Raw genomic sequence first — 26,677 nt, 5'->3', positions numbered from 1 at the left:
ATGTCCTGAACGGTGCTGCCGCAGGGCGCAGCACCGTTCTGGTCAGGTCAGCACGCCAAGGCGACATTCTTGCAATTGTACAGAAATTGGTACATATAGATTGCAGGAGAATTGCCATGGACGTCATCAGCTATTCCGACACGCGCGCCCACCTCAAGGAGGTGATGGACCGCGTCGTGGCCGATCGCGCGCCCATAGTCGTGTCGCGCCAGAAAGCGGAGTCGGTCGTGATGGTGTCCCTGTCCGATTGGAACGCGATCGAGGAGTCGATGCATCTGCTGTCGACGGAGGCGAACCGCGGTCGTCTGCTGGCGGCAATACAACAGCTGGATAGCGGCAAGGGCGAGGCGCGCGATCTGATCGAGCCATGAAGCTCGTCTTCGCCGATGCGGCCTGGGACGACTATCTTCATTGGCAGGCCAACGCCCCCAATACGCTGCAGCGCGTCAACGACTTGATAAAGGAATGCCAGCGCAGTCCGTTCAAGGGCACCGGTAAGCCCGAGCCCTTGAAGGGGGATCTGAAGGGCTGGTGGTCGCGGCGCATCACGCTCGAGGACCGGCTGGTCTATCGTGTCGCCGGTAGCCCGCCGGACCAGCAGCTGGAAATCGCCCAGTGCCGATTCCACTACTGATGGCCGGCGCTTGCTCTGGTCCAATCCGAAAGCATATAAGCAAAAAAGCGACCCTTTCGGATCGCTTAACTGCCTGGCCTTCTTCCGAAAACTGGAGCGGGCGAAGGGATTCGAACCCTCGACCCCAACCTTGGCAAGGTTGTGCTCTACCCCTGAGCTACGCCCGCTCTGGCGCTGTCCGGCGGGCGATGCCTGCCGTCGAGGCGCGGCTATTAGCCCGGGTGTTTTGACACCGCAAGCCCAATTCTCGAAAAAAATGCAGGCCCTTGGCATTGGCCTCCACCCTCCCACATAAGGGGCCAGATTACGGGCATTGGGAGAATCATCGGTGGCGACCCTGGGAATGAGCGCGGCGGATCGGGAAGCGGTGGAGGCGTTCCGCCGCGACGTCGTCGAGCCATCGATGACCTCGCTCGTCATCCTCGATTTCTGGGCCGAATGGTGCGGGCCCTGCAAGGCGCTGGGGCCGATCCTCGACAAGGTCGCGGCCGACTATGCCGACAAGGGCGTCGCACTGGTCAAGATCAACGTCGACGAGCAGAAGATGATCGCCTCGCAGTTCCGTGTGCAGTCGATCCCGACCGTCTATGCGCTGTTCCAGGGGCAGCTGGTCGCCGATCTGACGCCCGCGCGGACCGAGGGCCAGCTCAAGCAGATGCTCGATCAGATCCTCCGCCAGCTGCCGATTCAGGGCGCTGCCGCGAAGATGCACGAGGATATCGCCCCGCTGATCGCGATGGGCGAGGAGGTGCTGGAGGCGGGCGATATCGAACGAGCGCTGTCGATCTTCGGGCAACTGGCCGAAATGGCGCCCGAGGATGCCGAGGTTCTGGGCGGCATGGCCCGCGCGCTGGTGCAGGCAGGCGAACTGGAAGAGGCAGAGGCGGCTCTCGCGACGCTGCCGGCCGACAAGATGAAGGAAGCGCCCGTTGCGCGCGCCCAGGCGGCAATCGCGCTCGCCCGAGAGGCGCAGCCGGTCGACGATCTCGGCGGGCTGCGCGCGCGGGTCGCAGCCAATCCCGACGATCATGAGGCGCGCTTCGAACTGGCTGGCGGGCTGATGGCGGGCGGCGATCGCGACGGTGCGGCCGACAATCTGCTTGAGATCATCGCCCGCGACCGCGAGTGGAACGAGGGCGCCGCGCGCCAGCGTCTGCTCAAGCTGTTCGAGGTCGTCGGCCTGGAGGACCAGTGGGTCCGCGACCAGCGCCGCCGGCTCTCCGCGATCCTGTTCACCTGATCGGCCGGCGCATGGGCGAGCGTCTCTCCATCTTTCCGCTGGCGGGGGCGCTGCTCTTTCCGCGCGGCCATCTTCCGCTGCACATCTTCGAGCCGCGCTATCGGGCAATGGTGTCCGACTCGCTCGCCCGCGATCGGCGGATCGCGATGATCCAGCCGCGCGGACCCGGCGAGCCGCCGCCCTTGTTCGACGTAGGCTGTGTCGGCCATATCCAGGAGGTGGAGCGGCTCGACGACGGGCGGTTCAACCTGATCCTTGCCGGGCTGACGCGCTTCCGTATCCTGCGCGAGCTCGACGTGGCGACGCCGTTCCGGCAGGTCGAGGCGGATCTCAAGGCGTTCGACGACATTCCATCGCCCGACGCGCTGCCGAGTATCGTCCGCGCCGAGATAGAGCGCGAGGCGCGCCGCTTCGCGGATGCGCGCGGTGTCGCAGTCGACTGGACCGGGGTCAGCCGCCTGGACGACGAGACTTTGGTCAATGCGATCTGTTCGCTTGCGCCGTTCGATGCCGCCTCGAAGCAGGCGCTGCTCGAGGCCGATACGCTCGACGTGCGAGCCGACCTGCTCGCGCAGATACTCGCCTTCTTCCGGCGGGGCGACGATGACGGGGCGACGCTCCAATGAGCGTCGATCCCGAACTGCTCGCCATCCTCGTCTGCCCGGTGACGCGCACCACGCTACGCCATGACGAGGCGCGGCAGGAGCTGATTTCGGACGCGGCGGGCCTGGCCTTCCCGATCCGGGAGGGCGTGCCGGTCATGATCGTCGAGGACGCTCGCCCGCTCTGAACGGATAGGTTTTCGCGCGGTCTTTAGATCGCCAGCCCCTGGAGCAGTTTCGGCAGCTTGCCGGTCTCGCCGCGCGCCTCTGCCATGAAGCGGCCTTTGAGCGGCCCGAGCCGCTGGACGGCACCGAGGCCGATGCGGCGAACTGTGCGGGCCGCTCGTCCCGGTACGCCGAACAGGCGGGTGAGCCCGTCGGTCGAAGCCGCCACCATGAAACTGTCGAGGCTGCGCCAGCGCTGATAGCGGGCGAGCAGCTGGGCGTCGCCCGGATCGAGGCCGAGACGCATGCCCTCGACCAGCACCTCGGTCAGCGCGGCCACGTCGCGATAGCCGAGATTGACGCCCTGGCCCGCGATCGGATGGATGCCATGCGCGGCGTCGCCGACCAGCGCCAGCCGCGTGTCGGTGATGCGGGCGGCGTGGTGGAAGTCGAGCGGATAGGAGGAGCGGGGGGAGGCGAGGCGGAAGTCGCCCAGCAGCCCACCCATGCGCTTCGCGGCCTCGGCCTGCCAGGCGCGATCGGGCAGGCCCAGCATCGCCGGTGCATCCTTGGCCGAGACGGTCCAGACGATGGCCGAGCGATGCTCGCCTTCAGGTCCGTCGACCAGCGGCAGGATCGCGAATGGGCCTGACGGATAGAAGATCTCATAGGCGACATTGCCATGCGGCTTGTCGTGGACGATCCCGGTGATCATCGCGACATGGCCATAGCTCCACCGCGCCACGGTGATGCCCGCCGCCTCGCGCGTCGGCGATTGCCGCCCCTCGGCGCCGATCAGCAGCGCACCTTCGACGACGCGGCCGTCCGACAGCGTCACCGCAACGCCGTCCAGGTCGCGGCGGACGTCGACCGGCCGCAGCGGGCGGAGCAGCGTCAGCCCTTCCGCCGCGCGCGCAGCGGTGTCGAGCGCGATGCGCAGATCGCGATTTTCGAACATATGGCCCAGCGCGCCGTCATCGGCCGGGGGCTCGAACATCAGCGCCTCGGGGCTGAGCCCGTCCTGCACGCTGATCGCATCGATCGCGCAGCCCTTGCCGGCGAGCAGCGGACCGACGCCGATCGAGTCGAGCATGCGCCAGGGCGCGCTGGCGACCGCAGACGCGCGGCCGTCGAAGCCGGCGGCCAGCACCGCCTGCGGGTCGGCCGGGTCGATGACCGCCGCCTTGATGCCATGCTTCGAGAGAGCGATGCCGAGCGTCAGGCCGACCAGCCCTCCGCCCAGGATGATGACGTCCTGCCGTTCCATGATCTCGTCATAGGCCCAAGCTGGGGCGGGCGCCACCACTCCCGTCATGTCCCTTGGGACGGGGCGGCGCGACGAAGCGACGCGCGGCTCGCTTGACCGGGACTCCGCGCTATGGGATTCTCCACTCTGCATATTCATGCGGGCGCCGGTCGTCCCGCCGGCGGATGGAATCATGGCAAGTCGCAGCATCAGGATCGCAGGCGAAGACGAGACGCCGTCGACGCCCCAGCCGACAGGCTGGCGCAACGCGCTCGCGGGCATGGGCCGCCGCGCCGGAAGCCTGCTCGCCGCTCTTGCGTTGATCGCGGGGACGATCGCGCTCGGCTTCGTGCTTGCCAGCTATCATGTCACCGATCCGTCGCTGAACACCGCCGCCGGCGGCCCCCCAAAAAATGTCTTCGGGCCGGTCGGTGCCTGGATCGCCGATCTGGGGCTGAGTCTCTTCGGCCCCGCCATCGTGCTCCTGCTGCCTCTCGGCTTCGTCTGGGGCCTGCGGATGTGGCGCGCGCATCCGGTCGGCCGCTGGGGCCGCTCGATCGCGATCGCCTTGTGTTCCATCGCGCTGATGGGGGTCGGTCTCGCGCTGTTCCGGGGCGGTTCGGTCGCGGGGCTCCCGGCCGGCTATGGCGGAAGCCTCGGCCTCGGCGGTGCGGCGCTGGTCGGCTACGGGCTGGAGCAGATCGCCGATCCGATGGTCGCCAATGGCGTCCGGCTGGGCAGCGCCGCTCTGCTGGCGATTCTCGGCCTGTCGCTCTGGATATGGGGGCTCGGGCTGGAGGCGGACGAGCGCGACTGGCTGCTGCGGCGCGGCGCCCATGCGCGCCGTCCCGCCGAACCCTTCGACATGGACGACGGGGATCCGCCGTTCGACGATACCGACATCAGCACGATCGACCGCGATCCGGTGCCGGTTCGTCCGCCGCGGCATGCGCCGATCGACGAGGATGCCGAGATCGCCCCGCCGCCGGTCATCGCCGACCGCAAGAAGGCGGCCGCGCCTTCCGCCAAGGCGGTCGCGCGCGACCGACAGAGTTCGCTCCCTCTCGGCGATACCTACAAGCTGCCCAGCCTGTCGCTGCTGGCACCGGCGCCGCCCGCGACGAACAAGACGATCGACAAGGCCGCGCTGGAGCGCAACGCCCGCCTGCTGGAAACCGTGCTCGACGACTTCAACGTCAAGGGCCGGATCGTCGAGATCCGCCCCGGTCCCGTCGTCACCATGTACGAGCTGGAGCCCGCCGCCGGCATCAAGGCGAGCCGCGTGATCGCGCTGGCCGACGATATCGCGCGCAACATGTCGGCCATGTCGGCGCGCATCGCGGTCATTCCCGGCCGCACGGTGATCGGTATCGAACTGCCCAATGCCAAGCGCGAGACCGTCTCGCTGTCCGAACTGATCGCGAGCGATGCCTTCGAGGAAGCCGCTTCGGGCCTGGCGCTGGTGCTGGGCAAGAATATCGGTGGCGATCCGGTGATCGCCGATCTCGCACCCATGCCGCATCTGCTGGTCGCGGGCACCACCGGCTCGGGCAAGTCGGTCGGCATCAACTCGATGATCCTGTCGCTGCTCTACCGGCTGACGCCCGATCAGTGCCGGATGATCATGATCGATCCGAAGATGCTCGAACTGAGCATCTATGACGACATTCCCCATCTGCTGTCGCCGGTCGTGACCGAACCGCAAAAGGCGGTGCGCGCGCTCAAATGGGCGGTCGAGCAGATGGAGGACCGCTACCGGATGATGTCCTCGGTCGGGGTGCGCGGCCTCGCCAGCTTCAACGAGCGGGTGCGGGCGGCCAAGGCCAAGGGGCAGCCGCTCGGCCGCCGCATTCAGACCGGCTATGACGCGGAAACCGGCCAGCCGATCTATGAGGAAGAGAAGCTGGAGTTCGATCCGCTGCCGCAGATCGTGGTGATCGTCGACGAGCTTGCCGACCTGATGATGACCGCCGGCAAGGAGGTCGAATTCCTGATCCAGCGGCTCGCGCAGAAGGCGCGTGCGGCGGGCATCCACCTGATCATGGCGACGCAGCGGCCGTCGGTCGACGTCATCACCGGCGTGATCAAGGCGAACCTGCCGACGCGGATCAGCTTCCAGGTTACCAGCAAGATCGACAGCCGCACGATCCTGGGCGAGCAGGGCGCCGAGCAGCTGCTGGGCAAGGGCGACATGCTCTACATGCCCGGCGGCAAGCAGATCGTCCGTGTCCATGGCCCGTTCGTGTCCGACGACGAGGTCCGCGCGGTGGCCGACCATTGGCGGTCGCAGGGCACGCCCGACTATATCCAGGCCGTCACCGAGGAGCCCGAAGATGGCGGCTTCGCGATGGAGGGCGGTCCGACCGGCCCGGACGATCCCGAAACCCAGGCCTATCGCCGCTCGATCCAGCTGGTGGTCGAGAATCGCAAGGCCTCGACCAGCTGGCTCCAGCGGCAGCTGCGCGTCGGCTATAATTCGGCAGCCCGCCTGATCGAGCGGCTGGAAAAGGACGGGATCGTGTCGCAGCCCGATCATGTCGGTCGTCGCGAAGTGCTGGTCGACGTTGCCGATCTGGGGCGCTTCCTGAACTGAGTCGCGCCGCGCCCGGCTGTGATGTCGATCACGGCGGATGGTGCGAATCGGTGCGAGGGAGAGAACATGAAGCTGCTCCCGCTCCTGCTCGGCCTGTCCGCGCTTCCGTCCGCTCTGTCCGCCCAGGGCCTGCCGATCGACTTCGATGTCGATGCAGTCGTTGCCGAACGGGCGCAGCGCGATGCTGAAGCGGCAGCAAGGGGCGATGCCGGCGTGACATCCCGGCCTGTCCGTTTGGGCGAACGCCGGCCCGTACAGGCCGAAGAGGCTTCGTCACCCGCCCTGTCGCCTGAGCCTGCCCAACCCGAGGGCTGAACCGGCCATAGGCCCTCCGCATAATCCCGCTTTGCCTTGTGGCGATCTCTTGCCATAGGCACGCGCCATGACCGATCCGCCGGCACTGCCCATCTGCGTCGCGGCGCTCTATCGCTTCGCGCGCTTCGACGATCCCGAAGCGGTGCGCGTGCCACTGGCCCAGCGCTGCGCGGAGCTGGGCATCAAGGGCACGCTGCTGGTCGCGCGAGAAGGGCTGAACGGAACCATCGCCGGAGCCGATGACGCGATCGCCGCGATCGTCGACCATATTCGCGCGATCCCCGGCTGCGCCGACATCGAGATCAAATATTCGCGTGCGGCGGCGATGCCCTTCCACCGGATGAAGGTCCGGCCGAAGCGCGAGATCGTGACGATGGGGCAGCCCGACATCGATCCGCTCGAAGGGGTCGGTCATTATGTCGAGCCCAAGGAATGGAACGCGCTGATCGCCGATCCCGAGGTGGTCGTGATCGACACGCGCAACGATTATGAGGTGGCGATCGGCAGCTTTGCCGGCGCGATCGATCCGAAGACGCCCAGCTTCCGCGATTTTCCTGCCTGGTTCCGGGCCGAGCGCGAGCGGCTCGCGGGGCAGGGCAAGACGCCGCGCATCGCCATGTTCTGCACCGGCGGCATACGCTGCGAAAAGGCGACCGCCTTCGTGAAGGCCGAGGGGATAGAGGATGTCTATCACCTCAAGGGCGGCATCCTGAAATATCTGGAGACGGTCGATCCCGCCGAAAGCCTGTGGGAAGGCGAATGCTTCGTCTTCGACCAGCGGGTGGCCGTTGGCCATGGCCTCGCCCCCGGCAGCCACAGCCTGTGCTTCGCCTGCCGCCGGCCCGTCAGCCCCGAAGACCGGCAATCCGCGCTCTACGTGGAGGGCGTGTGCTGCCCCGCCTGTCATGATGAGCGCGACGAGGAGCAGCGCCGCCGCTATGCCGAACGCAACCGGCAGGAGCGCCTCGCGGCCCAGCGCGGCATCGCTCATGTCGGCGCCGTCCTGCCCGGTACCGATGACCGCGCTGCCGATCCTCTATAGCTTTCGACGCTGCCCCTATGCGATGCGGGCGCGGATGGCGATGCTCGTATCGGAGCAGCGCTGCGAGATCCGCGAGGTGAAGCTGTCCGCCAAGCCGCCCGAACTGGCGGCGGCATCGGCCAAGGCGACGGTGCCGGTGCTGTGCCTGCCCGACGGCAGAACGCTCGACGAGAGCCTCGACATCATGCGCTGGGCGCTCGGCCGGGCCGATCCCGAAGCCTGGCTCGATCGCGACGACCCTATGCTGATCGCGGCCAATGACGGGCCGTTCAAGCATCATCTCGACCGCTACAAATATCCCGAGCGGCATGGCAGCGACGCGACGCTGCACCGCGCCGAGGGGCTGGCGCTGCTCGATGAGCTGGAGCAGCGCCTTGCCGATCGCCCCTATCTGTGTGGCGATCGGCGGGGGCTGGCCGACATCGCCCTCTTCCCCTTCGTCCGGCAGTTCGCCGAGGTCGACCGCCCGTGGTTCGACGCGCAGCCGCTGCCGGCGACCCGGCACTGGCTCGCCAACCTGCTCGAAAGCGATCTCTTCGCCGCGATCATGGTGCGCCTCGCGCCCTGGAAAGCCGGCGACGCGCCGATCCTCTTCCCCGCCTGATTCAGGGCTTTGCCGCCGGCGCCGGGTCGGGCGGGTTGTGCTTCTCGACGAAGGCGACCGAGGCCTTGAGCATCGCCAGCCGCGTGTCCCCCTTCGATAGCCAATGATCCTCGCCTTCGAGCTTGATGAACTCGTGCGGCTTTCCCGCGCGGGACAGGGCGGACGCCATCTGGCGGCTCTGGTCGAAGGGCACGACGATGTCGTCGACGCCGTGGATCAGCATGATGGGGGCGTCTGCGCGCGCCGCGAAATTGGCCGGAGAAACCTCCTTCATGTCCCGGCCTGTCCCGACCTCGGTGCGCAAGGCGCGTATGACGGTGCGGTTCTGCCCGCTCGCGCGGATATTGGTAGAAAGCATGCGGGCTACGTCTGCGACGCCCGCGACCGAAACTGCGCAGCGGTAAAGCCCCTGTTGTAGCGTGACACCCGCCAGCGCCGCATAGCCGCCATAGCTGGCGCCGACGATGCACACGCGCTTCGGATCGATGATGCCCTGCCGCGCGAGATCGGCGACCCCGTCGGAAATGTCGGTCTGCATCTTGCGGCCCCATTCGCCGCGGCCGGCAAGACGGAAGGCAGAGCCCAGTCCTTCAGACCCCCGGAAATTGGGCTGCAATACTGCATAGCCCCGCGATGCATAGGCCTGCGCCCACCAGTCGAACACGGGGTAGTCGCGCGCGGCGGGGCCACCATGGGGCAGAACGATCAACGGCAGATTCCGCTCGCTCCGCCCTGACGGCAGGGTCAGGACAGCCCCGATCTCGAGGCCATCGCCCGCCTTGTAGCGGATCAACCGCATCGGTCCCACGTCGCCCACATTGATCGCATAGCTGCTGCCGAGCGGTTCGGCGCGCCCCGTCTTGATGTCGACGACCCAGTAGCTCTGAGGGTCGCCCGGCCCGTCGGTACGAACGATCATCTTGTCGAAACTGGTGTTGGCGTCGATCAGGCGCACCGTCGCGTCGGGAAAGGCCCGGCGGGCGGCGGCCATGCGCTTTTCACGCCGCTCGTCGAAAAAATGATCCTCCTGGATATCTGCTTCACGGGTGTAGCCGACGGTCAGCCGGCTTCGGTCGTCGGTGATGAGCTGCCCTGCATATTCGTTCGGCAGCAGCTCGACGGGCGTTCCGCCGGTCAGCGGCACTTCGAAAGCCCTTCGCCGACCCTCGGTATCTTCGTCGATATACATCACGGTGCCTGCGGAGCGCCCCAGGCTGAGCAGCGAGACGTCGCCCAGCGGGGATCGGCCGCTGGCGATCTTCTGACGCTGTCCATTGTAGAGCGTCCAGTCGCCGCGGTCTTCTTCATAGTCGAGATAAGCAGCGAGGCTGCCGTCAGCGGCGACGACCCAGTCGCGCCACGTCGAATCCGATGGCGCCCGGTTCGACACGAGGCGCGCCTTTTGCGTCTCCAGGTCGACCTCGTAGAGTTCCGCCTTGGTGCTCTTGAGCATGAAATCATAGCCGGACCGCTCCAGCGTGATTCCGCCGAAATAGCCGTACCAGCGACCGTCGCGCTCGATCGCCCCGTAATAGCCGCGCACGCCGCCGGTTATACGATCTTCCTTCTCGAAGATCGTCCATGGCGCGCCCTTGCCGAGATTGACGACGATCATGGTGCTGAGTTCGGTCTTGTCGGTCGTGAAGCCGAAGCCGAGGGCATAGGTGCTGGTGGCGTGGATCAGCAGGGTTTCGTTGCCTGCCCAGTGGATCGAGCGCAGCTTGTATTCGCCGACCTCGACCGATGAGAGCAGCTTTCGGTTCGCGTCGGTCACCAGCAACTGGCGCTTGCCCTGGAACATGCCGATCACCGCGATCCGCTCGCCCGATGGCGACATTGCGGTCATCTCCAGCGTCGGCAGCTTGCCATAGACGTCGAGCGGCGGGGCGGCCGTGGCCGGAATACACGCCAGAATCAGAGATACGGCAATCAGCCGCGCGAACCACGAAACGACGATCATTTCTGCCCCCTTAGCAGCCTCATCGATAGCCGTGCGGCTGGCGGCGGCCAGCCCATATTGCTCCGATACGGAGTAATCGGCTCGTTACTCGGCGGCTTCGGGCAGCGAGGCGGCGGTGGTCCAGCCGAGGCGGGGGATGTTGATCGAGCGTTTGCCCGACAGGTCGGTGCGCAGGACGAAGATGCCCTGCTCCTCCATATAGGCGATCAACCGGCGGACGCGACCGAGCGAATGGGTGCCGTAGACCTGCGCCATCACCGTGTCGGACGGCGCCTCCTGCCCGTCGCGCGCGGCGCGGGCGACCAGCAGGAAGGGGGCGAGCATGTCATCGGGCAGCGAGGCGCCGATCGCCAGCGCATCGAGCCAGCCTTCGTCGAGTTCGCCGTACAGGCCGGCGCGCGCCATGGCGAGGCGGCGGCGGAAGCCGGCGAGGTCGAGGCCGGGGCTCGTCAGGCGCTGCATCCGGCAGCGCACGGCAAAATCCTGGAACAGCACCGCAGGCTGACGATAGGTCGCCTCGGGGTCCTCGACCATTTCGCGCAGCACGGCGTCGATCACCGCGTCGCGTTCCTCGTCGGGCATGGCCGGGCCACCCGGCGCGGCCGATGGCGTCAGCACCGGGCCCGAGCGGCTGATCGCGCGGAGAAGGTCGTCGCTGGTGGGGGTGGGGGCCCGCGGTGGCGGCGGCGCGACGGGCAGGTCGTCGCCCGGCGCGAAGAGCAGGCCCTGCAGATCCTCGGGCGGGGCCGAGGGCAGGGGAACCAGCTTGGGGCTGCCGCTGCGCGCCGAGGTCTGCACCGCGCCTACCGTCACTGCGATCGGGCGACGCGACACTGCCGGGCCGAGCGCGAGGAACTGACCGCGCGGCAGGTCGCGGATCGTCTCGGCCTGCCGCCGGTCCATGCCGAGCAGGTCGGCCGCGCGCGCCATGTCGATGTCGAGAAAGGTGCGGCCCATCATGAAGTTCGACGCTTCGGCGGCGACATTCTTGGCGAGCTTGGCGAGGCGCTGGGTGGCGATCACGCCGGCCAGGCCGCGCTTGCGGCCGCGGCACATCAAATTGGTCATCGCACCGAGAGATGCGCGGCGCGCCTCGTCGGACACTTCGCCGGCCACGGCCGGGGCAAACAGCTGCGCCTCGTCGACGACGACCAGCGCGGGATACCAATAGTCGCGGGGCGCATCGAACAGCGCCGACAGGAAGGTCGCCGCACAGCGCATCTGCTGCTCGATCTCGAGCTCATCGAGCGCGAGCACGACCGACACGCGATGTTCTCGGATGCGATTGGCGAGGCGGACGATCTCGGCCTCGCTATGGTCGAAGGCCTGGATGACGACATGGCCGAAGCGATCGGCGAGCGTGACGAAATCGCCTTCGGGATCGACCACGACCTGCTGGACGACATTGGCTGATTCTTCGAGCAGCCGGCGCAGCAGATGCGACTTTCCCGAACCCGAATTGCCCTGCACGAGCAGACGGGTCGCGAGCAGCTCCTCAACGTCGAAATGGACCGACTGGCCCGGGCCGCTGGTGCCGATGTCGATTCGTGCGGTCACGTGGGGTGTCTGGCGGATCGGAGGCCCCTTGTTCAAGCCGCCTGCGGCAGAAAGCTGTGGATGACTCGCCTTTGCCGTCCGGTAGCGCATCGTCGGTGGGGATGACGATCCCGGTACCGAGCGCTATATCGGCGCGATGACCGACATCGCAGACCTGACCCGCGTCCCCAGCACCTCGCTGGCGATCGCAGACCAAGACGCCCATGGCTTCGCGCAGGCGATCGGGCGCTCGTTCGAGCGCTTCGGCTTCGCCGTGGTGGCCGATCACGGCATCCCGGCCGAACTGATCGCGCGCGCGGAAGCGGCGGCCAAGGCCTTCTTCGCGCTGCCCGAAGAGGTCAAGCGGGCCTACCATGTCGCGGGCGGTGGCGGTCAGCGCGGCTATACGCCCTTCCGCGTCGAGACCGCCAAGGATTCGACCGAGGCCGACCTCAAGGAGTTCTGGCATGTCGGCCGTGAGCTTCCGGCCGGCCATGCCTATGCCGATCAGATGCCGGCCAATCTCTGGCCTCAGGAGATCGCCGATTTCCGCCAGACCTATCTCGACCTGTTCGCCGCCTTCGAGCGGACCGGTGCCCGGATCCTGTCGGCGATCGCGCTCTATCTCGACCTGCCGGCGGATTATTTTGTCGATGCGGTGCGCGACGGGAATTCGATCCTGCGGCTGCTCCATTATCCGCCGATCGGCCCCGATGCGCCGGGTATCCGGGCCGGCGCGCATGAGGATATCAACACCATCACGCTGCTGCTCGGCGCCGAGGAGGGCGGGCTGCAACTGCTCGATCGCGACGGCCGCTGGCTCGCGGTCGACATCGCGCCGGGCGAACTGGTGGTGAACATCGGCGACATGCTTCAGCGGCTGACCAATGGCCGGCTGCCGTCGACCAGCCACCGTGTGATGAACCCGCCGCCCGAACGGCGCGGCTTCGCGCGCTATTCGATGCCCTTCTTCCTCCATTTCCGGCCCGACTATCTGATCGAGACGCTGCCCCAGACGATCACGGCCGAGCGGCCCAACCGCTTTCCCGAGCCGATCACCGCGAATGATTATCTGCTCGAGCGGCTGCGCGAGATTAAGCTGATCTGATAGCGCGGATTTATTTCGCGACAGGCGCGTGAGAATTCACGCTTTCCCTCGCGGCGGAAGCTGGGTTAGCCTGTTCTCCTACAAGGGGATTCCGGAAATGCGCCTGACCACCAGCCTCACCGCTCTCGCCATCGCGCTCGCGCCGTTCGCGGCGCACGCCGCCGACAGGAAGAAGGACGAGGAGGCGGCTGCCGCGCCCGCACCGGTGCCGCCGCCGACTGTCTCGGTGACGAAGCATAAGGGCGTCTTCGGCGGCCAGTCGATCGCCTACACGGCGACCACCGGCGAAACCTATCTGGACGACAAGGACGGCAAGCCCGCGGCGGCGATCTTCTCGACCGCCTATGTCCGCGACGGGGGCGATCCGAAGACCCGGCCGGTCACCTTCCTCTACAATGGCGGGCCGGGTTCGGGATCGCTCTGGCTGCACATGGGCGCCTTCGGCCCGAAGCGTGTCGTCCTGCCCGACGCGAAGGACGATGGCGCGCCGCCCTATCCGCTGGTCGACAACCCGGAAAGCCTGCTCGACGTCACCGACATGGTGTTCATCGATCCGGTCGGGACCGGCTTCTCGCACACGCTGGGCGGCAAGGATCCCAAGGACTATTGGGGCGTCTCCTCCGACGCCAAATCCATCTCGGACTTCATCCGCAAATGGCTGAGCGAGAATGGCCGATGGGCGTCGCCCAAATATATCGGCGGCGAAAGCTATGGCACCACGCGCTCGGTCGCGCTGATCAACGAGCTGGAAGGCAGCTATAACGACGTCGCGGTCAACGGGATCATCCTGATCTCGACCATCCTCGACTTCGCGGCCCCGGCCGAGGTGCAGGGCAATGAGATGCCCTATATCCTCAACCTGCCCTCGATGACGACGACCGCCTGGTATCATCGCAAGCTGCCCAATCCGGCCGCGACCGTCGCCGAGGCGGCAGCGCAGGCGCGGGCCTTCGCGATCGGGCCTTATGCGGCGGCGCTGCTCAAGGGCAACCAGCTGGGCGCGGAGGAGCGCGCTTCGGTCCGCGCCGAACTGTCGCGTCTGACCGGCCTGTCCGAGCAGTTCCTCGACAACGCCAATCTGCGCGTGACGCCGGGCCGATTCTACAAGGAGCTTCTCCGCGACCGGGGCCTGACCGTTGGCCGGCTCGATTCGCGCTATACCGGCGTCGATTATGACCGCGCGGGCGAGGAGGGGGACAATGATCCCAGCTTCTATGGCATCGACGCGTCCTATACTTCGGCTGTGAACAGCTATCTGCGCGGGGACCTGAAATATACGACCGACCGCCAATATGTGACGATCGGCGGTGTGCGAGGCTGGGACTGGAAGCTGGCGGACCAGGGCGGCCGCGACGGCGAGGTCTATGTCAACGTCGCGCCCTATCTCGGCCGTGCGCTGCGCGAGAATAGCGGGCTGCGCGTGTTCGTCGGCCAGGGCTATTATGACTTCGCGACGCCCTTCTTCGGCGCCGAATATTCGCTGAACCGGCCGGGCTTCGACCCGTCACGGATCCAGTTCCATTATTATGACGCCGGCCACATGATGTATGTGCGGCAGGAAGATCTGCGCAAGCTGAGCGCCGACGTGAAGGCGTTCATCCGCGCGCGCTGATGCGGATCAGCCCCTCCCCGCGGGGAGGGGTCAGCCCCGGCCGCGATAGCCTGTGTGGTGGGAAGAGGCCGATGATAGGGCACACCAACGGCGGGCGTGATGCCGTAATCTGCGAAGTCCCCGTGTGGCTCCAATCGTACATGGATTAGGGATGTGGAATACCGCTTTCGAGCAGATGCTCCGCGAACATCTCGATAACTCCACGCACCATGTTCGAAATTTCTTCCAGAGTTTTGAGAACGCCGTGATTGGAGAACGGCTGCCCTTCGTCAAAGGCTGTCTGGAAGATCAGACTGTCGTGACGGATTTCGAGGCCAACGGGTAAGTTCGCATCCAAAAGAGTCCCATCCTCGACCAATTTTACAGCGTCACTGATCGCGCGCTTGACATAAATCTCGTTCACAAAATCAAGATCAAGCGATGGTTGTATCGCAAGGCCTGCAACAGGGATAATCAAGGTATGCTTATCTAGAATATCAAGATCGTGAAGGCCTCGTAGAAGGGTATTTCCACCATGATATGGTTCAAGGGATCGAATCAGATCAATAGTTTTAACCGAAGATCGATGTATATTTCTGCGTTTACATATTTCGTCGAAGTCATCTTTGTTTTTGCTAAAGGGAAAGTACACATTTTTTGTGTTTCCGCCGTTGGCTCGTACCAGATCAATGGCGAGAAGATCTAACGCTGCTCTGAAGTTATGGATTGCATCGCCGATTATAAGGGAAAAATAGGCGGGTATGAGTTCTCGAATACGGACGATCCTATTGTAGGTCGCGCCATCCGTACTTTCTTGGTTGACAATTATATAGGGTTTCCGATCCCAAAAGGAGAACTCGGCCTCTTGGAAATCTTGAACATGTTTGTTGCCTCGAGCCAGTTTTGCCCTTGCACCAGAAAATAGTTCATAGCTATGGGGGATCGGTGATGCAAAAGGCTGAGCCTTTGCTGAGCTTGAACTGCCTTGACTAGATTTTAGGATAATCTGGACATGTGGCTCTACTGTAGTGTGAGCCTCATTTGAGGCTATGCACTTCCCGCCGGAAAAGATCGTTGCTCCCAGCGCGCTGTATCCCATGCCAATCTTGAAATAGCCTTCTCCGGCAAAAGCCAATGGGCAGCTTTCAAGTTGGAATGTTGGACCGCGCCGATGTTTGATGAACATCAGCAGGGTCGCTTGGGGAGTTGCTTGAATGGACAACTCGACATCTTGGCTCAGCGCAATGTCGGGCAACACATATCTTCGCGCGATCGGGGGCCACGGCCAAGGTGGCGCAACCTCTAAGATGAAGGTGCCTTCACAGGCTTGGTTTGCGGGTCCGCCGTCCATACTGATGAACTCAGACAAACTCGCCGTAGTCGTGTCAACTCGGGAAACAAAACGCGATGCCGACGGCGAGAAGAGTCAGCCAGTCGTTTGGTGCGTGAAGCGCGCTGTGGGTTAGCTGAAACCTCTCGGTCGGAGTTGACGCAGAATCAGCCCCGGCCGCGATAGCCCGCCACGCCCTGGTCGGGCACCCACAGACCCTCGGGCGCGGGGCCCGATTGCCAGAAGACGTCGATCGGGATGCCGCCGCGCGGATACCAGTAGCCGCCGATCCGCAGCCAGTGCGGCTTCATCTCGTCGAACAGCCGCTGGCCGATGCCGACGGTGCAGTCCTCGTGGAAGCCCGCATGGTTGCGGAAGGAGCCGAGGAACAGCTTGAGCGACTTGGATTCGACGATCGTCTCGGCCGGCGCATAGTCGATCACCAGATGCGCGAAATCGGGCTGGCCGGTCACCGGGCAGAGCGAGGTGAACTCAGGCGCGGCGAAGCGCACCATATAGAGCCCCTTGCGCGGGTTCGGGACATAATCGAGGATAGCGTCTTCGGGCGTGGCCGGAAGCGCGCTGGTCTGGCCGAGATGGAGCGGTTTGGACATGGGGCGCCCTTAGCGAAGCGTCGACAGAATCGCCATATCTGTATGAAAATTACAAATATGAGCTGTTGGAACAAATATACTTGCCATACATTATTACGATACGTAACTAAGCGACGCCTCCCCGGGCGTGTCGATTCGTTAAGTGAAGGCGTGGCGCTCTGTCGCGTTGGTTTGAGGAGGTTTTGATGGACATGCTGGTTTCGACCGAATGGCTTGCGGGCGAGCTCGGAGCGAATGATCTCCGCGTCGTCGATGCGACCTATTTCGCGCTCGATGCCGGGCGGGATGCGCAGGGCGAATATGAGGCGCGCCATCTTCCCGGAGCCGTGTTTCTCGACCTCGGCAATCTCAAGGACGACACGTCCAGCCTGCCGTCGATGCTGCCGAGCGCGGAGAAGTTCGCCAGCCGCATGCAGTCGCTGGGCCTCGGCGACGGCAGCCGGATCGTGCTCTACGACAACAGCCCGCATCGTACCGCCGCGCGCGCCTGGTTCATGTTCCGCATGTTCGGCGTCAACCAGGTCGCAATCCTCGACGGCGGTATCGCCAAGTGGATCGCCGAGCGGCGCCCGGTCGAGCAGGGCAAGGTGGCGCTGCGCCATCGCCACTTCACCGTCTGGCGCGACCCCGCCCCGGTGCGCGATCTGGCGCAGATGAAGGCCAATCTTGCGAGCGGTGCCGAACAGGTCGTCGACGCGCGGGGTGCCAAGCGCTTCACCGGCGAGGAAGTCGATCCGCGCGGTCTGGCGGCGGGCCACATCCCCGGTTCGCGAAACCTGCCTTATGAGCGGCTGTTCAATGAGGATGGCACCTTCAAGGACAAGGCTACGCTCCGCGCCGAATTCGACGCCGCCGGCATCGACTGGAACAAGCCGATGATCACCACCTGCGGCTCGGGCATCACCGCTGCGGTCCTCCTGTTCGCCGCTGCTCTGCTCGGCAAGGAAGACGTCGCGCTCTATGACGGCTCGTGGAGCGAGTGGGGCTTGCTCCCGGACACGGAAAAGGCGATCGGTCCTGCGTGAACGCGGAAGACCGGGAAAGACTGAAGACGGGAACCCGGCTGGCGACGGCCGGGCGACCGCATGGCGAGCGCCGGACGATCGTCAACACGCCCGTCTGGCGCGCCTCCACCATATTGTTCGACAGCGTCGCCGAACTGCGCGCCGCCACCCGCAAGCCCGATGACGGACTTTTCTATGGCCGGCGCGGGACGCCCAGCCAATGGTCGTTGGCGGAGGCGCTGACCGGACTCGAGCCGGGTGCTGGTGGGACGCAGCTCTATCCCTCGGGCGTGGCGGCGATCGCGGGCACGTTGCTCGCGCTGCTCGTGCCGGGCGACGAACTGCTGATGGTCGACAGCGCCTATGAACCGACCCGCGCGCTGTGCGGCGGTCTGCTGCGGCGGATGGGCATAAGGACGCGCTTCTACAATCCCGGAATCGGCGCGGGCATCGCAGAGCTGATCGGTCCCGACACCAAGCTGATTTTCCTCGAAAGCCCCGGCAGCCTGACTTTCGAAGTGCAGGACGTGCCGGCGATCGTCACGGTCGCGCGCGACAAGGGCTTGCTCACCGTGATCGACAACACCTGGGCGACCCCGCTGCTGTTCCCGGCGCTGTCGCACGGCGTCGATGTGTCGATCCTCGCCTGCACCAAATATGTGGTCGGCCATTCCGATGCGATGATGGGATCGGCGACCGCGACCCCGGCGCTCTATCCGCGGCTCCGCCAGACCGCGACGGCGCTCGGGCAGAGCGTCAGCGCCGACGACGCCTTTCTGGCCCTGCGCGGGCTGCGCACGCTTGAGGTTCGGCTGCGCCGGCATGAGGAAAGCGCGCTGCGGGTGGCCCGCTGGCTGGCGGAGCAACCGCAGGTCGCGCGCGTCCTGCACCCGGCCCTGCCCGATTGCCCCGGCCATGAATTATGGGCGCGCGATTTTGCGGGCGCCTCGGGGTTGTTCAGTTTCATGCTGCGCGGAGGCGACGAAGCCGCCCGTGCCGCACTGATCGATGGCTTGCGCCATTTCGGTATCGGCTTTTCCTGGGGCGGCTATGAGAGCCTTGCCCTGCCGGTCGATCCGCAGACGCTGCGCACTGCAACGTCCTGGCAGGCCGAAGGGCCGCTCGTGCGGCTGCACATCGGGCTGGAAGACCCCGGGGATCTGATCGAGGATCTGCGCCTGGGACTCGAACGCTTTGCGGCGGCGATAGGCTGAGGGCAGCGCCCGTTCAGATGATGACGGGCGACAGGGTGGAGCGGATGCGGCGGGCGATGTCCTGCAGCGCGGTGTCGAGCGCGGCGACGGCGGCCTGGCTTCCCTGCGGCGAGCGGGTGTCGCTAGCGGCAACGGCGGTCAGACCCATGGCGGCAATCAACTCGGCTTCGCGCAGCAGCGCGTCGATGCGCCGCCGGGCCACTGGATGGGCGCCGGCATAGGCTTCGGTCAGGGTGGAGAGCAGCCCCGACACGCCCTCGCGCGCGGCGATGTCGGTCGAGCGGCCGAGCGTGCGATCGAGCAGTTCGAAACAATGCTGGGCGGTCGCGGGCGTCCCTGCATCGATCCGTATCGCGCGCTCGAACATATGTGTCTCCGACCCCTGGCTGTCGGCGACGATGGGCAGAAATGCTTAATATCCGGTCAACTCTCGGCGCCCCGGTCCTTGCGGAAAGCCGCAATCGGGCGTCAGGCCGTGCCCACCTGCGATCGGCTGGCCTCGACCAGGCGGCGCGTGATGGCGTGGCTGGGCGCGCCGATCAGCGCTTCGGCGGGGCCTTGCTCGACGATCCGGCCGCGATCCATCACGACGATGCGGTGGCACAGGCGGCGTGCGACGGCGAGGTCGTGGGTGATCATCAATATGGCGAGGCCGCGCTCGCGCTGGAGCGTGCCGAGCAGGTCGAGGATCGTGCCCGCCACGAGCACGTCGAGCGCCGAGGTCGCCTCGTCGAGCAGCAGCATCGCCGGATCGGGACCGAGCGCGCGGGCGATCGCGACCCGCTGCGCCTGTCCGCCCGATAGTGCGGAAGGGCGCCGGTCCGCCAAGTCTGGCGACAGGCCGGCTTCGATCAGCACCGCCTCCACGCGTTGGTCGATCGCAGCCCGGTCGAGATCGGGGCGCAGGCGGCGCAGCGGTTCCGCGACGATGTCGCGCACCGTCCACAGCGGATCGAGGCTGGCAACCGGATCCTGAAACACCGGCTGTAACCCCGCCCGGTCGCGCGGACGCATCGCCTTGCGGTCTGGGAGGAGGGCCCCGCGCCAGCGCACCTCGCCTGCGTCTATCGACCCGAGCCGGGCGATGGCGCGCGCGAAGGTCGATTTGCCCGATCCCGAGCCGCCGACGATCGCGACGGCCTCGCCCTCGGCGACGCTGATCGACAGGCCGTCGACCGCTTGCAGGCGACCGCCCCGCCAGCCGGGCTTGCGGAAGGAGACCGAGACGTCGCGCGCCTCGAGCAGCGGCGCGCCGATCGGCTCGAGCGCGGGCGGCGGCTGGTCGAGCCGGGGGCTGGCGGCTACGAGCGCGCGGGCATAGTCGGTCGTCGGGGCGTCGACCACCGACCGGGTCGGGCCGGTCTCGACGATGCGGCCATGCTCCATCACCGCAACCGCATCGGCATGGTCGGATACCGCCGCCAGATCATGGCTGACGAGCAGCAGCGCCATGCCCTCCTCGCGGCAGAGGCGGCTGAGCAGCGCCATGATCTCGGCGCGCAATATCGCGTCGAGCGCGGTGGTCGGCTCGTCCGCCACCAGCAGCTTCGGCCTGTGGGCGATCGCCATCGCGATCAGCGCGCGCTGCCGTTGACCACCCGACAGGCGGTGCGGATATTGGTCGAGCCGTTCGCCCGGCCGGTCGAGCCCGACGCGTTCGAGCGCGGCCTCCATCGCTGCGCGCGAAGGACGGCGGGCGTCGGCCTGGGTCCATGCCTCGCGAAGCTGGGCGCCGATCGTCATATGCGGGGTCAGCGCGGTCAGCGGCTGCTGGAAGACGAAGCCGACCTTATCGCCGCGTATCCGCCGCAGCCGGCGCTCGGGGATGTCGATCAGTTCCTCGCCCGCCAGCAGGAAGGAGCCCGAGGCCCTGCCCACCGACAGGCCGAAGGGCGCGAGGCAGGTCTGGCTCTTGCCCGATCCCGATGCGCCGACCAGCGCAAGGCTGCGTCCGGCCTCCAGCGTGAAGTCGAGGCCATGGACGACCGGACGTCCGGCGATCTCAACCGACAGGTCGCGGGCGACGAGCAGGCTCATCCGACGAACCGGTCGCGCAGGCGCTCGCCGATGCGCGTCAGGCAGAGCAGCAGGGCGACGAGGACGATCGCGGGGAGCAGCATCGCATGGGGCGCGATGTCCATGTCGTCGACCCCGTCCTTGAGCAATATGCCGAGCGAGGTCATCGGCTCCTGCACGCCGAGGCCGAGAAAGGAGAGGAAGCTCTCGATCATCACGACCTGCGGGATGGTCAGCAGCAGATAGGCGATGGCGACCCCGGCGAGATTGGGGAGCATGTGGCGCAGGACGATCGCGACGGGTGGGGTGCCCGCCGCCTCCGCTGCTATCACGAAAGGGCGTTCGCGCAGGGCGAGCATCTGTCCGCGCACGACGCGGGCCATGGTCAGCCACTCGACCGCGCCGATGCCGAGGAAGACGAGCAGGATCGACCGCCCGAACAGCACCATCAGCAGGATGACGACGAACATGAAGGGCAGCGCATAGAGCGCGTCGACGATCCGCATCATCGCCTCGTCGGTGCGTCCGCCTTTCCAGCCGGCGATGGCGCCCCAGCCGACCCCGATCACGAGCGACACCAGCGCCGCCGCCAGCGCGACGCCCAGGGTGACGCGCGTGCCGATCAGCGCGCGGGCGAGCAGGTCGCGGCCGACGCTGTCGGTGCCGAGCAGATGGCCCGGCGACAGCGGTGCGGCGCGGACCGCGTCCCAGTCGATGGCGTCATAGCGCCAGTCGACCAGCCAGGGGCCGACCAGCGCCGCGAGCAGGATCAGCGCGACGATCGCGAGCGGCCCACGCATCAGCCGCGTGTCCGGGGATCGAGCCAGCCATAAGCAAGGTCGGCCAGCAGGTTGAACAGGATGATCAGGCCCGCGTAGAGGGTGACGACGCCCATCACGAGCGGATAGTCGCGATTGAGCGCGCCCTGCACGAAATAGCGGCCCAGGCTGGGCAGGGCGAACACCGTCTCAATCACCACAGCGCCCGTCAGCAGCCCGGCCGCCGCCGGACCCAGATAGGAGGCGACCGGCACCAATGCCGGGCGGAGTGCGTGGACGAGCAGGACATGGCGCTCGCCGAAACCCCGCGCGCGGGCCATGCGGACATGGTCCTGTGCCAGCACCTGGGCGAGGCCGGCCCGCGCCAGCTTGGCGATGGCGCCGGCTGTCGGGAGCGCCAGTGCGACCACCGGCAGGACGAGATGCGGGACATCGCCGTCGCCCCAGCCCGACACAGGCAGCCACCCAGCCCACAGCCCCAACAGCAGGACGAGCAGCGGGCCGACGACGAAGGAGGGAAGGGCGGTGAGCAGCGTGGCGATCAGCATCAGGCTGCGGTCGGTGCGGCTGCCGGGACGGACGGCGGCGGCCATCCCGCTCGAGAGGCCGATCAGCAGCGCGAGGAGCAGCGCGAGGCCGCCCAATGTCAGCGATACGGGCAGTCCGCGCGCGATCAGGTCGGTAACGGTGAAGTCGCGATAGACGAGCGACGGCCCGAAATCGCCATGGAGGAGGCGCCAGACATAGGTCCCGACCTGGACGTGCAGCGGCTCGTTCAGGCCATAAGCCGCCATCAGCGCTTCGCGCGTCTGCGGGTCGAGCGGGCGTTCGCCGTCGAAGGGACCGCCGGGCGCGAGGCGCATCAGCAGGAAGGACAGGATGATGACGGCGGCGAGCGTCGGCAATGCCGTCAACAGGCGTCGCCGGATCAACTCCAGCATATCAGGATCGCGGGCCGGACGGGAGCGACCCGGCCGGAGCCGGGTCATCCCCGATCAGAAGAGGCGGTCGGGCGGTCAGTTGCCGAGCGTGACGCTGGCCGTGTCGTTAGTCGTCGCGGCCGCAGCGAGAATGGTGCGCGTGGTGTTGCCCTTGTCGACGGTCGACTGGCTGATCTCACCGACCGAGGAGCGAATGCCGGGTTCGGGCACGGTCTTGGTCAGGCCGATGATGTCCTTCTCGGTCTGGCTCTTGGGCGCCTGGGTGTTGCCGAACAGCGCCGACAGCGCCTGCTGGCTCGAATCGGCTTCCTGCGGACGCGAGGCGCCCGGCTTCGGCGGGACCAGCGCGAAATCGGGCGGAATGGTGAGCGGCGCGCGCTTCGACACCGCGAAGGCGTCGAGGCTGGACGAGCGGCCGGCCATCACGCCGGGGCGGTCTCCGCGGCTGCACGCCGCCAGCAGGGTCATCGCGACCAGTGCCGAACCCAGAAGCAACTTAGACCGCATCGATATTCTCCGAACCGTCCCGGGACTCACGCGCGAACAGCGCGCGGGCGACCAGGATCACTACACCAATGGTAATCGCGGCGTCCGCGACATTGAAGACCAAAAAGGGATGCCAGTCGCCGATATGCGGATCGAGGAAGTCGGCGACATAGCCGAGCCGTGTCCGATCCGCGATATTCCCCACCGCACCGCCGAGCACCAGGCCCAGCGCCGCCACGTCGACCCGGGCGGTTTCACGCCATAGCCAGACGATCACGCCGACCGCGATGGCCGAGGTCAGCCCGACCAGGATCCAGCGCTCGGCATTCGATCCGGCAACGAGGAAGCCCATCGAGATTCCGTAATTCTCGACCCAGCGCAGGTCGAAGAAGGGCATGATCGGGATCAGCCCCCGCTGCGGCAGAGCGAGCGGACCCATGATCAGCCATTTGCTGATCTGGTCCGCGAGCAGTATGAGGACGGCGACGATGAGCCCGAAGGCCCGATGGCGTCGCCCGAGGGCGTCAGCCATGGACCACCGACTCGCACCGGTCGCACAGCGCGCCTTCGGTCGTGACCTCGGGCAAATGGCGCCAGCAGCGGCCGCATTTTTCCTTTTCGGTCTTACTGACGGACAGCTCAAGCCAGTTGGATGTCACGCTTGCATCACCGGAGGGGGCGGAGGCCTCGACGTCGATTTTCGCTATGATCGCGATCTCCGCGAAATCGACCGACCGCAGCAGTTCGACATCGGCCGGATCATCGAAACGGCCGGCGACCTCTGCCTCGAGGCTCGATCGAATGACTTTGTCGCGGCGCAGGGGCTCGATTTCGGCCGTGACCATCGTGCGGATGAAGCGCAGTCGATTCCAGCGCACCCGCAGGTCCTCGTCATGCCAGCCGGCCTCGACCTCGGGCCAGGTAAGCAGATGGACCGACCCGGCATCGGGATAGCGCGTCGTCCACACTTCCTCGGCGGTGAAGCAGAGGATCGGCGCCGCATAGCGGACCAGCGCGTGGAACAGGATGTCGAGGACGGTGCGATAGGCCCGGCGCTTCAGGTCCGACGAGGCATCGCAGTAGAGCGAGTCCTTGCGGATATCAAAGAAGAAGGCCGACAGGTCGTTGTTCGCGAAATCGCTGAGCGCGCGGGCATAGCGGTTGAACTCGAACGCCGCGGTCGCCTCGCGCAGCTCGGCGTCGAGCGACGCGAGCAGGTTGAGGACATAGCGCTCCAGCTCGGGCATGTCGGCCGGGGCGACCCGCTCGGACTCGTCGAAGCCTTCGAGCGCGCCGAGCAGATAGCGGAAGGTGTTGCGCAGCTTGCGATAGGCGTCCGAGGTGCCGGCGAGGATCTCCTTGCCGATGCGGACATCCTCGAAATAGTCGGTCGAGGCGACCCACAGGCGCAAGATGTCGGCGCCGCTCTCGTTGATGATCTTGAGCGGGTCGACGACGTTGCCGACGCTCTTCGACATCTTGCGGCCCTGCCCGTCGAGCGCGAAGCCGTGGGTCAGCACCGCGTCATAGGGCGCGCGACCGCGCGTGCCGGAGCTTTCGAGCAGCGACGACTGGAACCAGCCGCGATGCTGGTCCGAACCTTCGAGATAGAGGTTGGCGCGGGTGCCGGCGCCGTAGCGCGCCTCGACCGTGAAGACGTGGGTGCAGCCCGAATCGAACCAGACGTCGAGGATGTCGTTGACCGGCTCATAATCGGCGGCGTCATAGTCGGCGCCGAGCAGCTGCTGGTGATCGGCGGTGAACCAGGCATCGGCACCGCCGGCCTTGAACGCCTCGACGATGCGCGCGTTGACCGCCGTGTCGCGCAGATAGTCACCGCTCTTGCGGTCGACATAGAGCGCGATCGGCACGCCCCAGGCGCGCTGGCGGCTGATAACCCAGTCGGGGCGGCCGGCGACCATCGCATGGATGCGGTTGCGCGCCTTCTCGGGCACCCACCGCGTCCGCTCGATCGCATCGAGCGCAGTTTCGCGGAGCGTGGCGCCGTTGCCGCCTGCCCCTCCACCATGCTGCGCATGGTCCCCCTCCCCGTCCCGGGGAGGAACTGTCGTCGTCGCATCCTCATTCCTCCCCGGAACGGGGAGGGGGACCGGCGAAGCCGGTGGAGGGGAAGCGCCGACGCTGCGATCCATCGGGATGAACCATTGCGGGGTGCAGCGGAAGATAACCTTGGCCTTGGAGCGCCAGCTGTGCGGGTAGCTGTGCTTGAAGTCGGCGCTGGCGGCGAGCAGCGCGCCGGTTTCGCGCAGGTCGGTGCAGATCGGGCCATCGGGTGCGGTGAACTTGGCGTTGATCACCGAGCCCTGTCCGCCCAGCCACGCCCAGTCGGCGCGGTACTTGCCGTCGCCCTCGACCGCGAACACCGGCTCGATGCCATGCGCCTTGCACAGGAAGAAGTCGTCCTCGCCATGGTCGGGCGCCATGTGGACGAGGCCGGTACCCGCATCGGTCGTGACGAACTCGCCGGGAAGCAGCGGACGCGGCTTGGCGAAGAAGCCGCCGAGCTTGTGCATCGGGTGACGGGCGATGGTGCCGGCGAGATCGGAGCCAGTATATTCACGCCGCACCGTATGCTTGATGGCGGAAGGTGTGGACGAAACTCGCTCGGCCTTCGTGTCCTTGATCTGGTTGAGCAGTCGGCCAATCACTGTTTCGACGAGATTCGATGCAACCAGCATGCGTATGCTATTCAGCGGATGATCGATGTCGATAACTGTGGTGTGCTGCTCATCGACCGGATCAGCAACGCATACCTGCAAATCTAGGACAGCGTATTTGACCTCCGGCCCGTAGGCGAGCGCCTGGTTGACCGGGATCGTCCAGGGCGTCGTCGTCCAGATCACCGCATGCGCGCCGATCAGTTCGGGGATCGGGCTCTCGACGATCTCGAACGCCACGTCGATCTGGGTTGAGACGATGTCCTCATATTCGACTTCGGCGTCGGCCAGCGCGGTCTTTTCGACCGGGGACCACATCACCGGCTTGGCGCCGCGATAGAGCTGGCCGCTCTCGGCGAACTTGAGCAGTTCGCCGACGATCGCCGCCTCGGCGTCGTATTTCATCGTCAGATAGGGATCGTCCCAGTCGCCGTCGACGCCCAGGCGCTTGAACTGCTCGCGCTGCACCGACACCCATTTCTCGGCATAGGCGCGGCACTCGGCGCGGAACTGGACAGGGTCGACCTCGTCCTTGTTCAGCTTCTTGGCGCGATAGGCTTCCTCGACCTTCCACTCGATCGGCAGGCCGTGGCAGTCCCAGCCGGGGACATAGGGTGCGTCCTTGCCGAGCAGCGACTGGCTGCGGACGATAATGTCCTTCAGCACCTTGTTCATCGCATGGCCCATGTGGATGTCGCCATTGGCGTAGGGCGGGCCGTCGTGGAGGATGAAGCGTTCGCTGCCCGCGCGCGCCTTGCGCAACGTCCCGTACAAATCCTCCGCCGCCCAGCGGGCGAGGATCGCCGGTTCCTTCTGGGCGAGGCCGGCCTTCATCGGGAAGTCGGTCTTCGGCAGGAAGACGGTGTTGCGATAGTCGGGTGCTGCGTCGGTCATTCGAAGATCTGTTCCACAGGCCGCCGGTCAGGCGCGGCGCCGAGACGGTCTCGGCGGCGTCGGACAGGTTCGGGGTTTGCGGGCA

Annotated in this window: 25 protein-coding genes and 1 tRNA gene; 13 read left to right on the top strand and 13 right to left on the bottom strand. The window is 66.4% G+C overall.

Annotated elements, in window-relative coordinates:
• Positions 1-116: 116 nt before the first annotated feature.
• Both ACNI3R_RS01470 and ACNI3R_RS01465 read left to right on the top strand, forming a co-directional pair.
• Complete coding sequence (locus ACNI3R_RS01470; RefSeq protein ID WP_165324103.1) at positions 117-371, top strand: type II toxin-antitoxin system Phd/YefM family antitoxin; 255 nt, start codon at positions 117-119, stop codon at positions 369-371.
• Positions 368-634 carry a Txe/YoeB family addiction module toxin gene (locus tag ACNI3R_RS01465; protein WP_426179298.1) on the top strand — a complete coding sequence of 89 codons (267 nt, stop codon included), beginning with the start codon at positions 368-370 and terminating at the stop codon, positions 632-634. The genes ACNI3R_RS01470 and ACNI3R_RS01465 overlap by 4 nt, the downstream gene beginning before the upstream one ends.
• 92 nt (positions 635-726) lie before the next feature.
• Here ACNI3R_RS01465 and ACNI3R_RS01460 read toward each other — a convergent pair.
• A tRNA-Gly gene (locus tag ACNI3R_RS01460) sits at positions 727-801 on the bottom strand.
• Positions 802-977: 176 nt separating this feature from the next.
• On the opposite strand from ACNI3R_RS01460, the gene ACNI3R_RS01455 reads away from it, so the two are divergent.
• From ACNI3R_RS01455 to ACNI3R_RS01445, 3 genes are read left to right on the top strand one after another with little or no spacing between them, the layout of a single operon-like run.
• Entirely contained in the window at positions 978-1,874 is an 897-nt protein-coding gene (locus ACNI3R_RS01455) for a tetratricopeptide repeat protein (RefSeq protein WP_426180241.1), read from the top strand.
• An 11-nt stretch (positions 1,875-1,885) separates the two neighbouring features.
• A complete protein-coding gene (locus ACNI3R_RS01450; RefSeq protein WP_426179296.1) occupies positions 1,886-2,500 on the top strand; it encodes an LON peptidase substrate-binding domain-containing protein in 615 nt (204 codons plus the stop codon).
• Positions 2,497-2,664, top strand: coding sequence for a Trm112 family protein (locus ACNI3R_RS01445; RefSeq protein WP_426179294.1), 168 nt, complete (start codon positions 2,497-2,499; stop codon positions 2,662-2,664). The genes ACNI3R_RS01450 and ACNI3R_RS01445 overlap by 4 nt, the downstream gene beginning before the upstream one ends.
• 23 nt (positions 2,665-2,687) lie before the next feature.
• On the opposite strand, the gene ACNI3R_RS01440 is transcribed toward ACNI3R_RS01445, so the two are convergent.
• Complete coding sequence (locus ACNI3R_RS01440; protein WP_426180240.1) at positions 2,688-3,908, bottom strand: FAD-dependent monooxygenase; 1,221 nt, start codon at positions 3,906-3,908, stop codon at positions 2,688-2,690.
• Positions 3,909-4,080: 172 nt separating this feature from the next.
• Here ACNI3R_RS01440 and ACNI3R_RS01435 point away from each other — a divergent pair, with 172 nt between their 5' ends.
• The 4 genes from ACNI3R_RS01435 to ACNI3R_RS01420 all read left to right on the top strand — a co-directional run bounded on the left by ACNI3R_RS01435 (position 4,081) and on the right by ACNI3R_RS01420 (position 8,441).
• Positions 4,081-6,480, top strand: coding sequence for an FtsK/SpoIIIE family DNA translocase (locus tag ACNI3R_RS01435; RefSeq protein WP_426179293.1), 2,400 nt, complete (start codon positions 4,081-4,083; stop codon positions 6,478-6,480).
• A 66-nt stretch (positions 6,481-6,546) separates the two neighbouring features.
• Positions 6,547-6,795, top strand: a complete 249-nt coding sequence (locus ACNI3R_RS01430) for a hypothetical protein (RefSeq protein ID WP_426179292.1) — start codon at positions 6,547-6,549, stop codon at positions 6,793-6,795.
• A 67-nt stretch (positions 6,796-6,862) separates the two neighbouring features.
• Positions 6,863-7,837, top strand: a complete 975-nt coding sequence (trhO, locus tag ACNI3R_RS01425; RefSeq protein WP_426179290.1) for an oxygen-dependent tRNA uridine(34) hydroxylase TrhO — start codon at positions 6,863-6,865, stop codon at positions 7,835-7,837.
• Entirely contained in the window at positions 7,785-8,441 is a 657-nt protein-coding gene (locus tag ACNI3R_RS01420) for a glutathione S-transferase (RefSeq protein ID WP_426179288.1), read from the top strand. Before trhO ends, ACNI3R_RS01420 begins: the two co-directional genes overlap by 53 nt.
• A gap of 1 nt (position 8,442) precedes the next feature.
• Here ACNI3R_RS01420 and ACNI3R_RS01415 read toward each other — a convergent pair whose 3' ends face one another.
• Together ACNI3R_RS01415 and ACNI3R_RS01410 are read right to left on the bottom strand one after the other, a co-directional pair.
• Positions 8,443-10,401, bottom strand: a complete 1,959-nt coding sequence (locus ACNI3R_RS01415; protein ID WP_426179286.1) for an alpha/beta hydrolase family protein — start codon at positions 10,399-10,401, stop codon at positions 8,443-8,445.
• Positions 10,402-10,485: 84 nt separating this feature from the next.
• On the bottom strand, positions 10,486-11,958 hold the full coding sequence (locus ACNI3R_RS01410; RefSeq protein ID WP_426179284.1) for an ATP-binding protein: 1,473 nt from the start codon (positions 11,956-11,958) through the stop codon (positions 10,486-10,488).
• A gap of 136 nt (positions 11,959-12,094) precedes the next feature.
• On the opposite strand from ACNI3R_RS01410, the gene ACNI3R_RS01405 reads away from it, so the two are divergent.
• Both ACNI3R_RS01405 and ACNI3R_RS01400 read left to right on the top strand, forming a co-directional pair.
• Entirely contained in the window at positions 12,095-13,045 is a 951-nt protein-coding gene (locus ACNI3R_RS01405; RefSeq protein WP_426179282.1) for an isopenicillin N synthase family dioxygenase, read from the top strand.
• Between the two features lie 97 nt (positions 13,046-13,142).
• Positions 13,143-14,657 (top strand): S10 family peptidase, encoded by a 1,515-nt coding sequence (locus ACNI3R_RS01400; RefSeq protein ID WP_426179280.1) that lies wholly within the window; start codon positions 13,143-13,145, stop codon positions 14,655-14,657.
• A 145-nt stretch (positions 14,658-14,802) separates the two neighbouring features.
• On the opposite strand, the gene ACNI3R_RS01395 is transcribed toward ACNI3R_RS01400, so the two are convergent.
• Entirely contained in the window at positions 14,803-15,987 is a 1,185-nt protein-coding gene (locus ACNI3R_RS01395) for a hypothetical protein (RefSeq protein ID WP_426179278.1), read from the bottom strand.
• 146 nt (positions 15,988-16,133) lie between these two features.
• A complete protein-coding gene (gene queF / locus ACNI3R_RS01390; protein WP_426179276.1) occupies positions 16,134-16,580 on the bottom strand; it encodes a preQ(1) synthase in 447 nt (148 codons plus the stop codon).
• A 185-nt stretch (positions 16,581-16,765) separates the two neighbouring features.
• On the opposite strand from queF, the gene sseA reads away from it, so the two are divergent.
• Both sseA and metC read left to right on the top strand, forming a co-directional pair.
• Positions 16,766-17,605, top strand: coding sequence for a 3-mercaptopyruvate sulfurtransferase (gene sseA / locus ACNI3R_RS01385; protein WP_426179274.1), 840 nt, complete (start codon positions 16,766-16,768; stop codon positions 17,603-17,605).
• Positions 17,602-18,798 (top strand): cystathionine beta-lyase, encoded by a 1,197-nt coding sequence (gene metC / locus ACNI3R_RS01380; RefSeq protein WP_426179272.1) that lies wholly within the window; start codon positions 17,602-17,604, stop codon positions 18,796-18,798. The genes sseA and metC overlap by 4 nt, the downstream gene beginning before the upstream one ends.
• Positions 18,799-18,811: 13 nt before the next feature.
• On the opposite strand, the gene ACNI3R_RS01375 is transcribed toward metC, so the two are convergent.
• The 7 genes from ACNI3R_RS01375 to ileS all read right to left on the bottom strand — a co-directional run bounded on the left by ACNI3R_RS01375 (position 18,812) and on the right by ileS (position 26,592).
• Positions 18,812-19,165, bottom strand: a complete 354-nt coding sequence (locus ACNI3R_RS01375) for a hypothetical protein (protein ID WP_426179270.1) — start codon at positions 19,163-19,165, stop codon at positions 18,812-18,814.
• A 101-nt stretch (positions 19,166-19,266) separates the two neighbouring features.
• Positions 19,267-20,835 carry an ATP-binding cassette domain-containing protein gene (locus ACNI3R_RS01370; RefSeq protein WP_426179268.1) on the bottom strand — a complete coding sequence of 523 codons (1,569 nt, stop codon included), beginning with the start codon at positions 20,833-20,835 and terminating at the stop codon, positions 19,267-19,269.
• Positions 20,832-21,614, bottom strand: coding sequence for an ABC transporter permease (locus ACNI3R_RS01365; protein ID WP_426179266.1), 783 nt, complete (start codon positions 21,612-21,614; stop codon positions 20,832-20,834). The genes ACNI3R_RS01370 and ACNI3R_RS01365 overlap by 4 nt, the downstream gene beginning before the upstream one ends.
• Positions 21,614-22,534, bottom strand: coding sequence for an ABC transporter permease (locus ACNI3R_RS01360; protein WP_426179264.1), 921 nt, complete (start codon positions 22,532-22,534; stop codon positions 21,614-21,616). Before ACNI3R_RS01360 ends, ACNI3R_RS01365 begins: the two co-directional genes overlap by 1 nt.
• Before the next feature lie 75 nt (positions 22,535-22,609).
• Entirely contained in the window at positions 22,610-23,041 is a 432-nt protein-coding gene (locus ACNI3R_RS01355) for a DUF3035 domain-containing protein (protein ID WP_426179263.1), read from the bottom strand.
• Positions 23,031-23,552: a signal peptidase II gene (gene lspA / locus ACNI3R_RS01350; RefSeq protein WP_426179260.1), complete on the bottom strand. Its 522-nt coding sequence runs from the start codon at positions 23,550-23,552 to the stop codon at positions 23,031-23,033. The genes ACNI3R_RS01355 and lspA overlap by 11 nt, the downstream gene beginning before the upstream one ends.
• Positions 23,545-26,592: an isoleucine--tRNA ligase gene (gene ileS / locus ACNI3R_RS01345; protein WP_426179257.1), complete on the bottom strand. Its 3,048-nt coding sequence runs from the start codon at positions 26,590-26,592 to the stop codon at positions 23,545-23,547. The genes lspA and ileS overlap by 8 nt, the downstream gene beginning before the upstream one ends.
• Positions 26,593-26,677: the final 85 nt, after the last annotated feature.

The sequence above is a fragment of the Rhizorhabdus antheiae genome (assembly GCF_049889055.1).
GTDB lineage: Bacteria > Pseudomonadota > Alphaproteobacteria > Sphingomonadales > Sphingomonadaceae > Rhizorhabdus.
The sequence above is the reverse complement of the archived record's forward strand: the minus strand, read 5'-3'. Positions and strand labels throughout refer to the sequence as shown.

Coding starts and splice junctions, on each gene's coding strand:
- trhO (WP_426179290.1), top strand. CDS start 6,863: ATGACCGATCCGCCGGCACTGCCCATCTGCGTCGCGGCGCTCTATCGC.
- ACNI3R_RS01400 (WP_426179280.1), top strand. CDS start 13,143: ATGCGCCTGACCACCAGCCTCACCGCTCTCGCCATCGCGCTCGCGCCG.
- ACNI3R_RS01370 (WP_426179268.1), bottom strand. CDS start 20,835: ATGAGCCTGCTCGTCGCCCGCGACCTGTCGGTTGAGATCGCCGGACGT.
- ACNI3R_RS01450 (WP_426179296.1), top strand. CDS start 1,886: ATGGGCGAGCGTCTCTCCATCTTTCCGCTGGCGGGGGCGCTGCTCTTT.
- sseA (WP_426179274.1), top strand. CDS start 16,766: ATGGACATGCTGGTTTCGACCGAATGGCTTGCGGGCGAGCTCGGAGCG.
- ACNI3R_RS01430 (WP_426179292.1), top strand. CDS start 6,547: ATGAAGCTGCTCCCGCTCCTGCTCGGCCTGTCCGCGCTTCCGTCCGCT.
- ACNI3R_RS01360 (WP_426179264.1), bottom strand. CDS start 22,534: ATGCTGGAGTTGATCCGGCGACGCCTGTTGACGGCATTGCCGACGCTC.
- ACNI3R_RS01365 (WP_426179266.1), bottom strand. CDS start 21,614: ATGCGTGGGCCGCTCGCGATCGTCGCGCTGATCCTGCTCGCGGCGCTG.
- ileS (WP_426179257.1), bottom strand. CDS start 26,592: ATGACCGACGCAGCACCCGACTATCGCAACACCGTCTTCCTGCCGAAG.
- lspA (WP_426179260.1), bottom strand. CDS start 23,552: ATGGCTGACGCCCTCGGGCGACGCCATCGGGCCTTCGGGCTCATCGTC.
- ACNI3R_RS01470 (WP_165324103.1), top strand. CDS start 117: ATGGACGTCATCAGCTATTCCGACACGCGCGCCCACCTCAAGGAGGTG.
- ACNI3R_RS01405 (WP_426179282.1), top strand. CDS start 12,095: ATGACCGACATCGCAGACCTGACCCGCGTCCCCAGCACCTCGCTGGCG.
- ACNI3R_RS01355 (WP_426179263.1), bottom strand. CDS start 23,041: ATGCGGTCTAAGTTGCTTCTGGGTTCGGCACTGGTCGCGATGACCCTG.
- ACNI3R_RS01465 (WP_426179298.1), top strand. CDS start 368: ATGAAGCTCGTCTTCGCCGATGCGGCCTGGGACGACTATCTTCATTGG.
- ACNI3R_RS01455 (WP_426180241.1), top strand. CDS start 978: ATGAGCGCGGCGGATCGGGAAGCGGTGGAGGCGTTCCGCCGCGACGTC.
- ACNI3R_RS01415 (WP_426179286.1), bottom strand. CDS start 10,401: ATGATCGTCGTTTCGTGGTTCGCGCGGCTGATTGCCGTATCTCTGATT.
- ACNI3R_RS01445 (WP_426179294.1), top strand. CDS start 2,497: ATGAGCGTCGATCCCGAACTGCTCGCCATCCTCGTCTGCCCGGTGACG.
- ACNI3R_RS01395 (WP_426179278.1), bottom strand. CDS start 15,987: ATGGACGGCGGACCCGCAAACCAAGCCTGTGAAGGCACCTTCATCTTA.
- ACNI3R_RS01420 (WP_426179288.1), top strand. CDS start 7,785: ATGTCGGCGCCGTCCTGCCCGGTACCGATGACCGCGCTGCCGATCCTC.
- ACNI3R_RS01440 (WP_426180240.1), bottom strand. CDS start 3,908: ATGGAACGGCAGGACGTCATCATCCTGGGCGGAGGGCTGGTCGGCCTG.
- ACNI3R_RS01375 (WP_426179270.1), bottom strand. CDS start 19,165: ATGTTCGAGCGCGCGATACGGATCGATGCAGGGACGCCCGCGACCGCC.
- queF (WP_426179276.1), bottom strand. CDS start 16,580: ATGTCCAAACCGCTCCATCTCGGCCAGACCAGCGCGCTTCCGGCCACG.
- ACNI3R_RS01435 (WP_426179293.1), top strand. CDS start 4,081: ATGGCAAGTCGCAGCATCAGGATCGCAGGCGAAGACGAGACGCCGTCG.